General features: G+C 70.0%; 12 protein-coding genes. 10 read left to right on the top strand and 2 right to left on the bottom strand.

The window, feature by feature from the left end; all coding sequences use genetic code 11:
- From D7V77_RS34775 to D7V77_RS34760, 4 genes are all read left to right on the top strand, one after another.
- A partial coding sequence (locus D7V77_RS34775; protein ID WP_233597416.1) for a plectin 1 isoform 8 occupies nt 1-2,253 on the top strand: 2,253 nt, incomplete at its 5' end.
- A gap of 13 nt (nt 2,254-2,266) precedes the next feature.
- Entirely contained in the window at nt 2,267-3,472 is a 1,206-nt protein-coding gene (gene hemW / locus D7V77_RS34770) for a radical SAM family heme chaperone HemW (RefSeq protein ID WP_120580568.1), read from the top strand.
- A gap of 29 nt (nt 3,473-3,501) precedes the next feature.
- Nucleotides 3,502-4,320 (top strand): hypothetical protein, encoded by an 819-nt coding sequence (locus tag D7V77_RS34765; protein WP_233597417.1) that lies wholly within the window; start codon nt 3,502-3,504, stop codon nt 4,318-4,320.
- 17 nt (nt 4,321-4,337) lie between these two features.
- Nucleotides 4,338-5,885: a DUF4388 domain-containing protein gene (locus D7V77_RS34760; protein ID WP_120580566.1), complete on the top strand. Its 1,548-nt coding sequence runs from the start codon at nt 4,338-4,340 to the stop codon at nt 5,883-5,885.
- A gap of 33 nt (nt 5,886-5,918) precedes the next feature.
- On the opposite strand, the gene D7V77_RS34755 is transcribed toward D7V77_RS34760, so the two are convergent.
- Nucleotides 5,919-6,605 carry a hypothetical protein gene (locus tag D7V77_RS34755; protein WP_120580565.1) on the bottom strand — a complete coding sequence of 229 codons (687 nt, stop codon included), beginning with the start codon at nt 6,603-6,605 and terminating at the stop codon, nt 5,919-5,921.
- A 229-nt stretch (nt 6,606-6,834) separates the two neighbouring features.
- Between D7V77_RS34755 and D7V77_RS34750 the strand changes: the two genes are divergently transcribed.
- The 6 genes from D7V77_RS34750 to D7V77_RS34725 are packed head-to-tail and all read left to right on the top strand — an operon-like array spanning nt 6,835 to nt 11,562.
- Nucleotides 6,835-7,605, top strand: a complete 771-nt coding sequence (locus D7V77_RS34750; protein ID WP_120580564.1) for a TadE/TadG family type IV pilus assembly protein — start codon at nt 6,835-6,837, stop codon at nt 7,603-7,605.
- The gene (locus D7V77_RS34745) at nt 7,602-9,140 is read left to right on the top strand and encodes a TadE/TadG family type IV pilus assembly protein (RefSeq protein WP_306464234.1); all 1,539 of its coding nucleotides are present in this window, start codon (nt 7,602-7,604) and stop codon (nt 9,138-9,140) included. Before D7V77_RS34750 ends, D7V77_RS34745 begins: the two co-directional genes overlap by 4 nt.
- On the top strand, nt 9,137-10,219 hold the full coding sequence (locus D7V77_RS34740; RefSeq protein ID WP_120580562.1) for a hypothetical protein: 1,083 nt from the start codon (nt 9,137-9,139) through the stop codon (nt 10,217-10,219). Before D7V77_RS34745 ends, D7V77_RS34740 begins: the two co-directional genes overlap by 4 nt.
- Nucleotides 10,213-11,085 (top strand): hypothetical protein, encoded by an 873-nt coding sequence (locus D7V77_RS34735; RefSeq protein WP_120580561.1) that lies wholly within the window; start codon nt 10,213-10,215, stop codon nt 11,083-11,085. The genes D7V77_RS34740 and D7V77_RS34735 overlap by 7 nt, the downstream gene beginning before the upstream one ends.
- A gap of 26 nt (nt 11,086-11,111) precedes the next feature.
- The gene (locus D7V77_RS34730; protein WP_120580560.1) at nt 11,112-11,393 is read left to right on the top strand and encodes a hypothetical protein; all 282 of its coding nucleotides are present in this window, start codon (nt 11,112-11,114) and stop codon (nt 11,391-11,393) included.
- A complete protein-coding gene (locus D7V77_RS34725) occupies nt 11,374-11,562 on the top strand; it encodes a hypothetical protein (protein ID WP_120580559.1) in 189 nt (62 codons plus the stop codon). Before D7V77_RS34730 ends, D7V77_RS34725 begins: the two co-directional genes overlap by 20 nt.
- 27 nt (nt 11,563-11,589) lie before the next feature.
- Here the strand turns inward: D7V77_RS34725 and D7V77_RS34720 are convergent, their stop codons facing one another.
- Entirely contained in the window at nt 11,590-12,756 is a 1,167-nt protein-coding gene (locus D7V77_RS34720) for an ABC transporter substrate-binding protein (RefSeq protein WP_120580569.1), read from the bottom strand.
- Nucleotides 12,757-12,759: the final 3 nt, after the last annotated feature.

The following is a 12,759-nucleotide window of genomic DNA, read 5'->3' as shown; positions in this document are numbered from 1 at the left end:
CCCGCGCCCATCGGGGGTGGAGGGTTGCCCACGACCACGCCTCCGTCCCCGGCGGCCGCGGCGCGCAGCCCCGGCAAGGGGGACCCGTTCGCGGAGCCCGCGGAGCCCCGGCTGCCCATGGGAGGCTCGCCGGAGGAGAAGCTGGAGTTCTTCCGGGGCATCCTGAAGCAGAAGACGGAGACCCTGGCCCGGGCGCGCGCGCTGTACGCCGAGCGCGAGGGCGAAGTCACCCAGCTCAAGGCCTCGCTGGAGAAGGCGCGCAAGGAAGGCGGCGGCGGTGCTCCGGCGCCGTCCGCGCAGGACGAGCAGCGGCTGAAGCTGGCCCAGGCGAAGGTCGCCTCGCTGGAGGCGGAGCTCGCCGCGTCGGAGGCGGACCGCAAGGATCTCACGCGCGCGCTGGCGGAGGTGGAGTCGGAGGTCCCCCGTCTGACGGAGGAGCTCCACGCCGAGCGCGAGTCGCGCGGGGCGATGGCGGAGGAGCTGGTCGGCGCGAAGGAGGCGCTGGGGCTCGCGCAGGACCGCATGGCGGAGCTGGCCTCCGGCAAGTCCGAGGCGCAGGGCGCGCTGGAGGCGGTCCAGGAGCAGTACCAGTCGCTGCTCGCGGACGTGGAGCGGCTGACCACCGAGCGCGACGCGCAGGCGCTCAACATCAGCCAGCTGGAGACGGCGCTCTCGGAGGCGAAGGGCGCCATGGGTGCCCTGGAGAGCGAAAGCGACTGGTCGCGCAGCTCGCTGGAGGAGGCGCAAACCCACGCGAAGGGGATGGAGGGCGAGCGGGACGCCGCGCGCCGGCAGCTCGCGGTGGTGGAGGACGGGCTCAAGACGCTCCAGACGCAGGTGACGGAGCTGGAGCGCGCGCTCGCGCTGAAGGACGCGGACGCGGTGGGTCTGCGCGCCGCGCTCACCGCGCGCACGGCGGAGGCCGCGGAGCTGCCCTCGCTCAGAAGTGCCCTGGAGGGCCGCGCCGCGGAGGTCGCCCGGGTCCAGGCGCGCGTGCGCGAGCTGGAGGCGGAGGTCGCCCAGGCGCGTGAAGCCGCGCGCTCGGAGGTCGAGGCCGCGGAGGTCCGCGCGCGCATGACCGAGTCGGAGCTGGCCTCCCTGCGCGAGGTGTTGGAGGCCGCGGAGGTCGAACAGGTCTCGCTGCGCGACCGGATGGAGTCGGACGCGGCGGCGCTCGGCGAAGCGGTGCACGAGGCCGAGGTCCGGGTCCACGAGGCCGAGGCGAAGGCGGCGGCGTTGGAGGCCCAGCTGGCGGAGCTCACCGCCCAGTCCACGGCCTCGCAGACCGAGCGTGAGGCGCACCAGCAGCAGCTGGCCGCCGTGGAGCGCAAGCTCGCCACCACGCAGGCGGAGCGCGTGGGTTACTCCGCGCGCGTGTCCATGCTGGAGACGGCCGCGGGCCAGCGCGAGGCGGAGGTGCAGCGCCAGCAGGCCCTGGTCGCCAAGGCCCAGGAGGAGCTGTCGCTGGAGCGCGCCCGCCGTGAGGCGGTGGAAGCCGAGATCGCGGACGCCCGGGTGCAGGCCGCCGAGGCCGAGGGCCGCGCCGAGGCGCTGAGCGCGGGACATGACGGCCAGCGCGATGAGCTGGTCTCCCTCGGCGAGCAGCTGGAGGCGGCCCGCGCGGAAGCGGACAAGGTGGACCGGCTCCAGCAGCGCGTGAAGATGGTGGAGGGCGCGCTGGAAGCCTCCGAGTCCAAGCGGCGCGTCGCCGAAGCGCAGGCGGCCCGCGTGAAGGACCTGGACGTGGCGAAGGCCGCGCTCGAAGCGAAGCTCACGTCGGAGCAGAACGCGAAGGCGCTGCTGGAGGCGAAGCTCGCGCAGTCCGACGTCACGCTGCTGGAGGAGCAGGGCGTGAAGGCGGCGCTGGAGTCGCAACTCGAGGAGGCTCGCGCCGCGCTCGAAGCGGAGCACGTGGAGCGGGCCGCGCTGGAGGCGAAGCTCGGCGAATCCCAGGCGCAGGCGGGTGATACGCGGCAGGCGGAGAAGGCCTCGCTGGAGGCCCGGCTCGCCCAGGTCAGCGCTTCGCTCAAGGCGGAGCAGGCGGCCCGCCAGGCGCTCGAAGCGAAGCTCGCGGCGGCCCCTGCCGCCGGCGCGGACGGACCCGCGGACCTAGCGGCGGAGCGCGACCAGCTCAAGGCGGACGTGGCCTCCATGAAGCGCAAGCTGATGGCGGCCGAGGCAGCGCTCGAATCGGCTGCCAGCACCAAGGCGAAGGTGGCGCGGCTGGAAGCGCAATTGAAGGCTCTGAAGTAGAGGTTGGACCTCCATGTCCTTCGCCGCGCCCACGGACCCATTGACGGGCATGCAGGCGGCCCGCTTCGGGCTGTACCTGCACTTCCCGTACTGCCTGGCCAAGTGCCCCTACTGCGACTTCGCGGTGGCGGTAGCGCGCCAGGTGCCAGAGGAGCGCTACGCGAACGCGGTGCTGGCGGAGCTGGATGCGCGGCTCGCCGCCGACCCGTCGCTGCGCACGAAGCCGCTGGAGTCCCTCTTCCTGGGCGGCGGTACGCCGTCCCTGTGGCACCCCCGCCACGTGGCGCGCGTGCTGGAGGGCATCGCCGCGCGCATGTCGCTGGCCCCTGGCCTGGAAGTCTCGCTGGAGGGCAACCCGGAGCGCGCGGACGCGGAGCGCTTCGCCGGCTACCGCGCCGCGGGCATCAACCGGCTGTCGCTGGGCGTGCAGTCCTTCCAGCCTCAGACGCTGAAGGCGCTGGGCCGCGCGCACGACGCCGCCATGGTGGAGGGCGCGGTGGCGGCGGCGCGCCAGGCGGACTTCCCCGTGGTGGCGATGGACTTCATCTACGGCGTGCACGGCCAGACGGTCGCGCAGGTGGAGGCGGACGCACGCCGCGCGGTGGCGCTGGAGCCGGAGCACCTGTCCACCTACGCGCTGACGGTGGAGCGCGAGGTCCTGGCGGAGTCCACGCCGCTGTCCAAGCAACTGGACCGCGGCGAGCTCTCCCTGCCGGAGGACGACGACGTGGTGGCCATGGCGCAGGTGGTGCGCGACGTGTACGGCGCGCACGGGCTCACCCGCTACGAGGTCTCCAACCACGCACGCCCCGGCCTCGGCTCCCGTCACAACGCGCTGTACTGGACCGGCGGCGAGTACCTGGCCCTGGGCGTTGGCGCCACCGGCATGCTGCTGTCCCCCACGCCCCACCGCTACGTGAACCTCCGGAGCCCGGAGGCCTACCTGCGCACGGTGGAGGAGGGGAGGCTCCCGGAGGCGAGCCGCGAGGACCTGGGCCCCGAGGAGCTCTTCGCCGAGCGGCTGAGCATGGGCCTGCGCCTGGTGTCGGGGGTGGACTGGGAGGCCGTCTGTGAGCGATACGGCCAGCCCGTGGAGCCCCGGCGCGCGGAGGTGGAGCGGCTGGTGGCCCACGGCTTCGCCACGCGTCATGGCCGCAGGCTGGCCCTGACGGAGCGGGGGGCGGACGTGCACAGCGCCATCTGCGCGCGGCTGCTGTAGGTGGATCCAGGAAGGACGAGTCGACCGTGCTGACCAAGTGGTTCATGTGGATGGGCCTCACCATGCTGACGGGCAGCCCGCTGCTGTCCCTAGGGCTGCTGGCCGTGCTGCTGTTCGCGGCGGACCGGTTCACGTTGCAGGTGCTGCCCAGCCCCATGCGCGCCTTCAAGCGGTGGCAGCGCGCGGGAGACCTCGCGGGCACCATCCTCACCAACACCCACGACCGCCGCGCCCGCGCGGAGCTGGCCGACATCCGCGTGGGCCAGAAGCGCTACCAGGAGGCGGTGGACCTGCTGCGCCCCAACCTGGACGCGGGCGACGACGACGTGGACACCCTCTACCTCCTGGGCGTGGCCTACCTGGGCGCGGGCGACGCGCCCCGGGGCGAGCTGCTGCTCACCGAGGCCGAGCGCCTGGACGCCGACTACCGCCAGGGCGCCATCGACCTGGAGCGCGGCCGCTTCCGCCTCCTGCGCGGCGACTTCAAGGGCGCGCGTGAGGCCCTGGAGCGCTTCCTCCAGGTGCGTCAGGGCTCCGTGGAGGGGCGCGTGCTCCTGTCGCGCGCGCTGGACAAGGAGGGGCTGGACATCGAGGCAAAGGACGCCCGCGACGCCGCCTGGCGCGAGTACGCCATCGCCCCGCGCTTCCAGAAGCGCCGCGACCGCTGGTGGGCGTACCGCGCCCGTCCGTCCCGCCCGCTGACGTACGCCGCCGTGGCCCTGGTGTTCATGGGCGTGGGGGCGTACCTGACCCGCTTCCTGCCCACTCACGACACCTACGGCCCCTACGGCGTCTATGAGGATGAGCCCTACGCCGCGGACGACATGGGCGGCGACGACGCGGAGTAGTAGTAGGCTTTCCGCGCATGTTCCCCCTGCCGTCCCAGGTGTTGCGCCAGCGCGAGGGCCTGCTGGCGGACACGCCCTTCCCGCTGCTCTTGCATGCGCTGATGGTGGAGGAGCGCACCTGCACGCTGGAGCTCAAGGTGCGCCAGCGCGAGAAGCGCATCACCTTCGAGGACGGCGCGCCGGTGGGGTGCAACTCCAACCTCCTGCACGAGACGCTGGGCAAGTACCTGGTGGAGAAGGGCCGCCTGACTGAAGGCGACTACCAGAAGTCCCTGGCGGAGAGCGTGTCCTCGGGCATGCAGCTGGGCGGGCTGCTCGTGCAGAAGGGGCTCATCAGCCCCTTCGACCTCTACAGGCAGCTCCAGGCGAACCTGGCGCACAAGCTGTTGGACTGCTTCCGCTGGACGGAGGCGAAGTACCGCCTCATCGCGGACGTGGAGCACCCGGACGCCACCGTGCGCGCCAACACCGCGCAGCTCATCCTCACGGGCGTCTCCACCCAGCTGCCCTTCGACACCGTCGCCACGCACTTCACCTTCACGGACGACCGCCGCTTCGGGCAGATGCCCGGCGTGGAGTCCGCCCCCAAGCTGTCCTCCAAGGACGCGCGCCTGTTCCAGGCCCTGCGTCAGCGGCCCACCTTCAACGAGCTGCTGGAGCGCACCGGCTTCGAGATGGACTCCGTGCTGCGCCGGCTCTACGCGCTGTGCCTGCTGGGCGTGGCGGGCTTCGCGGAGGACGCGGACGCGAGAGCCGAGGAGCTGGCCCGCAAGGCCCCCGCCGCCGCGCCCGCCCCGGAGCCCGTCTCCACGCCGGTGCCCGTGCCGGCGCAGGCCCCGTCCGGCACGCCCTTCGCGGACGAGGACGAGGCCGCGCGCAACGCGCTCGTGGGCGCGTTCCTCAACCACCGCGGCCTGGATCCGTTCGCGCTGTTGGACGTGCCGGAGGACGTGCAGCCGGTGGCGCTGCGCAAGGCGTTCCTCGCCGCCGCGGACCGCTTCTCTCCGCTGCGCTTCCAGACCTCGGAGCTGAAGGAGAAGGCGGAAGGGATGCTCGCCGCGTACGCGCGGGCCTACGGCTTGCTGTCGGAGCCGGAGCAGAACGCGCTGTGGAAGAAGCGCCGGCAGGCGCACCGGGAGAAGGCGCGCAGCAACACCGGCCGGCCCTCCACCGCGGAGCAGTTCCGCATCCGCACGGACCTGCTGGACGCCACCACCCAGTTCGACGAGGCCAAGCGGCGCCTGGAGGCGCGCAACTTCGCGGGCGCCTTCGAGTACTTCGAATACGCCTGCGACATCGACCCCCGGCCTCTGTACCAGGCCCACCGTGCCTGGGCGCGCTACCTCATGAAGCCGGAGGCGCACGGCCGGCTGGTGCTCCAGGAGCTCCAGGAGCTGACGCGCCAGGAGCCCGGCCTGGAAGAGGGCTGGGCCTTCCTGGGCGACGTGGCCCGGGGCGAGGGCCAGTGGGCGCTCGCGGAGGATGCCCTCCGCAAGGCCTTCAAGCTCAACCCCCAGCAGCGCCGCTACGTGGCGCTCATCCAGGAGATTGCCCGGCGGCGGTGAAGGCCCGCCGGACGAAGGACCTCGGGTGCGGGGCTACAGGCTCTGCAGGGTGGCGCGGTCGGCGGCGGACAGCCCCTCGCCCTGGGACACGTGGTGGACCACGGTCTGGACGCGAGCGGCGGCTTCACGCGTGAGCTTCTTGCCCGCCAGGAGCGTGAACACCTCCTGGAAGTCCTTGTGCGTGACGGCGGGCCCCAGCTCATACCGGTCGTCCAGGCCCGTCGTGGAGCGGTCCTGGTTGACGCAGTAGGCGAACAGCGGGGCGAAGTAGCGCTCACCCGGCGGCACCACGATGCTGACCGTCTGCACGATGATGCCGTTCTGCACGTCGTCGCTGGTCGACTTGAGGATGAGCCCCGGCGGCAGCGTCACGGTGATGGGCGTGCTCGTGGTGTTGTTGAAGATGAGGCACACCCGCACCTCCTCGCCCGTGCCATTGGCCTCGTCCGAGTACTTGTCGTCGCAGTCCTCGGGGTTCTCCGGCACGTAGGCGACGATGGGGTTCTCCAGGGTCAGCCCCGCCGGCAGCGCGAAGGCCTGCCCCGTCGGGTCGTCCTTCGAACGGCCCAGGCCCGGCCCCAGGGACTTGCCGGTGTTGGTGCCCCCATCGGAGGTGGTGCCTCCGTCCGTCTTGCCGCCGCCCTCGCCGTCGTCACTGCAGGCCGCCAGCAACGCCACCGCCAGCACCACGCCCATTCGCTTCGCCACGTGCCAGTTCATGCGATTCGTCTCCCTGCGTCTCAACGCGAATGCCCGTGCCAACCATGGCATACGCACAGCGTCAAGCACCCAGGGCCCCGGCCGGCCCGATAATGTCCGCAAGCCCGGTGGCCGGGCCTGCATTCCCGGCCACTTGGCCGATTCCCGCCGAACCTACGGGCGGTATGGTAACGGCACAATGGGTCGGGAAGACTCCCACCTTGGGGTATTTTCAGTACAGGGGCGAAGCATGAGGCGCGGCAACGAATCAGGCCAGGCGGCGGTGGAGACGGCCATCGTCTTGCCCCTGTTCGTGTTCATGCTGCTGGGCATCCTCCAACTGGGGTTGATGCACCAGGCGCGGCTCCTCACGAAGTACGCGGCCTACAAGGCCGTGCGCGCCGGCTCCCTGCACAACGCGGACATCCCCACCATGGAGAAGGCCGCACTGGCGGTGCTGCTGCCCATGGTGAGCACGGCCGCCAGCGGGGGCGCGGAGATCATCAAGCCCATCACCAGCGCCGGTGACTTCAAGTCCAAGTTCGAATCCGGGGACATCTCCAAGAACAAGATGAACGACGCCTCCGGCCTGAAGTTCGCGGAGGTCACCATCTGCGGCCCCCTCAAGGGGAACATGGGCTCCGGCTCCCACGGCAACAAGGAGATGGACTTCGATGATCCGAAGGTCGCCTCCGGAGAAGGCGGCTGGGCGGACAGCCTGCGCACCAAGCTGAGCGTGCAGGTGACGTTCAACTACCGCATGCCCATCCCGTTCGCGGACATGGTCATCTACAACATCGCGCGCGGCCGGGACCTGCCGTACGTCTTGCGCCTGGGCAAGGACTCGGACCGCGACGAGTTCATCGTCAAGAAGATGTCCAAGTACGACTCCGCGGCGGACAACAAGCTCTACATCCTGCCCATCCGCGCCACGTACATCATGCGGATGCACTCCAACATCTACCTCACCCAGAAGGAACTTCCGGAGGAGAACGAATGCATCTTCCCGTTCGAACCGTGAGGTCCGCCTCCCGGCCCAAGCGCCGCCACCGGGGCCAGGCCCTGGTGCTCGCGTGTCTGTCGTTCCTCCTGCTCGCGTTGATGACGACGCTGAGCTTCAACCTGAGCCACGCCCTGCGGGAGAAGATGAGCCTGCAGCAGCACAGCGACGCGCTCGCCTACTCCATGGGCGTCGTGGAGGCGCGCGCGCTCAACTACTACGCGGCCAGCAACCGGGCCATCGCGTCCTCCTACGTGGGCATGACGTCCGCGCACGCGTACATGGCCGCCGCCAGCGCCACCGGCGACATGATGCGCGCCGGGCAGATGAGCTTCTTCATCGTCGCGGCCCTGGAGGTGGCGCAGTGCCCGCCCTACAACTTCCAGCACTGCTTCGACGCGATTGAAGCGCTGATGATCGCCATGGACTACAGCTCCAAGGCCAGCGACTACGACTCCAAGGTCAAGGACGTGGAGGACAAGTTCAACAAGGTCATCCAAGACCTGAACAAGATGGCGAACAGCATCCATGACTCGCAGAAGTCCGCCCACAGCAAGGCGCGCAGCGCCGTGCGCGGTGGACAGTCCGCGAACCTGTCGAACCTGACCGACTACAACGTCCCCGGCGCCAACTCGCTCGACTCGTCCGTGGGCGGGCTCAACGGAGAGGAGTTCGACTGCGCGGTGGATGGCATGAACTGCTCGCGCGCCAACTCCAGCAACAAGGCCCGCGCCCAGGTGATGACGGAGATCTCCAACGCCTCTCGCCCCAGCTGGGCCGCCAATCGCAGCCTGCCCGTCATCATGAACGGGCTGCCCACCTACTTCAAAAGCGACTTCATCAAGGACCTGCTCAAGGACATCCCGGGTGAGGGCACGCACGTCATCATGGGCCACCAGGGCACGGCCAAGGTCGCGCAGACGAAGAGCAACATCCACGGCCCCGGCCAGGTCACCGGCAACGAGGGCAAGGTCGTGGTCGCGGACGAGCACGGCACCCTCCTGTCGCAGTGGCGCCACGGCTTCGGCGTGGGCACCTACAAGGCCGTGGTGGAGAGCAGCGAGAACGGCGGCAGCCACGAGCCCTCCGGCGCCCACAGCGGCCAGCACGACGAGTTCAAGGGCATCAACACCAAGGACCTGATGTCCTGCACGGCCAGCGGCAACTGCTTCATGAAGTTCCGCGCGGACGACAACCCGGACACGGACTGGGGCCAGCCGCACGTCTACAGCTACGTCACCAAGCAGTTCTTCGTGGGTGACCCGAAGAAGGCGCCGTGGGAGCTCAACGACACCGGCTCCTTCACGCTCACGCACGGCGCCCAGGGCGACGGAAAGCTGCAGCTGGCGCCCGGCGAAGGCGCGGCGCTCTCCAAGGCGCTCGTCTACTACCACCGCCTGGGCCCCAACGGCTGGAAGGAGGCCCCGGGCCTCTTCAACCCCTACTGGCGCGTGAAGCTGCACCCGTTCACCGCGCAGGAAGCCTCGCGCGTGCTCAACCGCGCCGGCAACAGCGACGCGGCGGACCTCGCGGGCGCCAAGGACCTGGCCCTATGAGCGCCGTGCACCCGCAGAGCCGCCGCGTCCGGGGCGCCGCCTCCGTGGAGATGGCGCTCTCGATGATCGTCCTCATCCCCATCTTCATGTACGCGCTCTTCCTGGACGACCTCCTGCGCTACTCGCTGGATGCCCAGGAGGCCGCGGTGACGACCATCTGGGACTTCACCACGCAGGACTACACCAAGGCGCTCAAGCAGAGCGGCGGCGGCGGCAGCGGCCCCCAGGGCGGCAGCTCCAACGTGCAGCACAACGCCCGCCTCACCTACTGCGACCACGAGTCCGGCATCGACCGGCCGGACGCCATGTCCGGCAGCAACTACGCGGACTGCGAGGACCTGGACCACCACCTGGCGGTCGTCGCCCACGTGTGCTGGATGAACGACAAGGCCAAGCAGGTGACGTGCGAGGCGCCGGACACCGGCGCGGCGTCGCTGGGCGGCCTGGCCGGCCAGTACCAGGGCCAGTTCACCAACGGCGGCTACATCGAGTGCTCCGCCCGCGCGGTGGTGGAGAACTACCTGCTGCCCGAGCAGTTCCTTCCGGAGTTCAGCAAGAAGGAGCTGACCAAGAAGAACTGGAAGGGCGAGGGGAACGTCCACTCGAACGCCCAGGCGGGCAAGGAGGGCGAGATGAGCGCGGGCGGCAATGCGTACTTCCTCAAGGAACAGCGCATGAGCATCATCACCGACACCTGGGCGCTGACGGAGGACGCGGACATCTCCCCGTCGGACTCCAGCGGTGAGTTCTACGAGCGCGTGGACTACGTGTACTCGAACGTCACCGGCGCCATGACCATGAAGAGCAGCATGATGGACTTCCGCAGCGCGCTGACGCAGGACCTGCTGGACGGCGCCATGCTCTTCATGTTCGAGGACTCGCCCAACAACCCGTACGTGTCCATCCACCCGCACCTGGCCAACATGCAGACCCCGGCCAACACCGTGGACCAGGAGGGCAGCACCCGCTACTTCAACCAGGAGTGGCGTGACTGGGACAACGACAAGAACCAGAACACCTACAAGCACGGGCAGCGGGGTGAGTGGTACATGGGGTGCAAGGATCCGGAGTCGTGCTGAAGAAGCTGACCGCGCATCCCGCCTTCCGCACCGCGTCGGTGCTGGTGACGGTGGCGGTGGCGGGCATCCTCATGGGCATGGGCATGGAGGAGGCGCGCTACGGGGGCGCCCGCTCGGAGCTGGAGCGGGCGGAGGCGGCCGCGGACGAACTGGACCAGGAGGCGACGGCGGCGCAGAGCGGCCCCACGCGCTCCAAGCGGGACGAGGCCGTCCTGGCCCGCACGCTGACGTACTTCCCGCCCTATCCCAAGGCCGGACGCCCGGAGGCGCTGGCCGCGGACTACCTGGGGCCGGACACGCCCATCGCGGTGGCGTGGTTCTCCACGCAGGACTCGTCGGACCAGGTGCTGCAGCACTACCGCAAGGTCATCCTGGACGAGGGCCTGCCCGTCGTGGGCGTGCGCTTCAACGACAACGCCGGCTACGTGGGGTACTGGGTCCCGAAGGATGACGAGGTGCGGCTGATGTCCACGCTGCACCAGGGGGGCGAAACCCTGGTCTTCGTCTCCTCGGCGCGCATGCGCAACTACCTGGAGCGCGCCGGCCGGGTGCCCTCGGGCGTCCCGGTGCCCCGGGGCCTTCAGGACGTGGCGTCCCTGTCCCTGCGGATGGAGGGCGCCACCAGCATCACCGTGTCGGGCCGGGTGCCTGACACCACGCTCTCCGAAGCGGAGCAGGCCTACCGCGCGCAACTGCGCGACCAGGGCTGGAGCGTGACGGAGGCCCGTGAGGAGGAGGGCTTCCAGGAGACCCAGCTGAGCCTGACGCGCACGGGGCTGCGCGGACAGGCCACCTTGAGGCAACCCGCCGCGCAGCAGTCGGTGGACTTCCACCTGTCCCTGATGCGGGCCCAGGCCGCGCCGTGAACGCGGCGCGGAGAGAGTGACGAGTGATGAAGCGTTTCAAGAACCCGGTCCTGGCCCTGTCCCTGAGCGTGGGCGCGCTGCTGTGGGCCCCGCAGGCCTTGGCTGCTGGCCCCAGCTGCGAGCGCCGCTGCGCGGACGACAAGGCGAAGTTCGAGAAGGTCTGCAAGGAGAAGGCGAAGAACGCCATCCCCTACTGCATGAAGGTCGCCGGCCAGGCGCGCGACAAGTGCATGAACCAGTGCCGCACGGGAAAGAAGGGCGGCGGCGACACGAAGATGGAGGCGCCCGGTGAAGAAGACGCGCACTAGCCTGAAGCAGGCCCTCCAGCGTGGCCAGGCCATGTCGGAGTACGGCGTCATCACGGCGGCGTTCTTCGGCTTCACCGTGATGAGCTGGCCGTTCCTCGTCCAACTGCTGCGGGCCCTCAACACCTACTTCCAGTCCATCTACTACATCATCCAGTCGCCCATCCCCTGACGCCGGGGACGGGCGGCCGGAAGCGGCTCAGGGCTTCACGGTGGTGACGAACACCGCCTTGCCGCCCTCCACCTTCATCACCACGGCCTGCTTCACCGCGTCGCGGTTGGCGTCCAGGTTGATGGTGCCCGCCACGCCCGGGAAGTCCTTCGTGGACGCGATGGCATCTCGCAGCGCGGGGCCCGAAGTGTCCGGCGCGCGCTTCATCGCATCCACCAGCAGGCGCGCGGCGTCGTACGCCAGCACCGCCACGCTGTCCGGCACGGCTCCGTAAGCGGCCTTGTACGTCTTCAGGAAGTTCTGCACGACGGGGTCCGGGTTGTCCGGCGAGTAGTGGTTGGAGAAGTAGCTGCCCTCCAGCGCGGAGCCGCCCAGCTCGTACAGCTTGTCGGAGTCCCAGCCGTCACCGCCCAGCAGCGGCACGCGCAGGCCCACCTCGCGCGCCTGCCTCGCGATGATGCCCACGTCCGTGTAGTAGCCCGGGACGAACACCGCCTCCGGCTTCAGGTTCTTGATGGACGTGAGCTGCGCGCGGAAGTCCGTGTCGCCCTTGGAGTAGCTCTCGTTGCCGACGATGGTGCCGCCGAACTCCTTGAACTTCTGGTTGAAGACCTCCGCCAGCCCCACGGAGAAGGCGCTCTTGTTGTCCGTGAGCACCGCGACCTTGGACAGCTTCAGGTTCTCCCGCGCGAACTTCGCCATCACCAGGCCCTGGAACGGGTCGATGAAGCAGACGCGGAAGATGTAGTCGCCCTTCTTCGTCACCTCCGGGCTGGTGGAGGTGGGCGTAATCATGGGCACCTTGCCCGCCTGCGCCTTGTCCGCCATGGCCATGGACACGGACGACGCGGCTTCACCCAGCAGCGCCACCACCTTGTCCTGCGCGATGAGGCGCGTGGCGGCCTGGGCGCCTTCCTCCGGCCGGCCCTGGCTGTCGTAGACGCGCACCACCAGCTTCTGGCCGCGCACGCCTCCCGCGGCGTTGGCCTCCTGCAGCGCCAGGTCGATGCCGTTGCGCGCGGAGATGCCGAAGGTGGCCTCGGAGCCGGTGAGGCTGCCCACCTCGCCAATGAGGATGCTGCCCGCCGGCGGAGGTCCCGGCGGAGCGGCCGTGGCGCCACCCTCTTGCGTGGCGGGCGCGGGCGCGGGGGCCGGGGCGGACTTCTTCTCACAACCCACCAGGGCGAGGGCCAGTGC

The sequence above is a fragment of the Corallococcus sp. CA041A genome (genome assembly GCF_003612075.1).
Lineage (GTDB): Bacteria > Myxococcota > Myxococcia > Myxococcales > Myxococcaceae > Corallococcus > Corallococcus exiguus.
The sequence above is the reverse complement of the archived record's forward strand: the minus strand, read 5'-3'. Positions and strand labels throughout refer to the sequence as shown.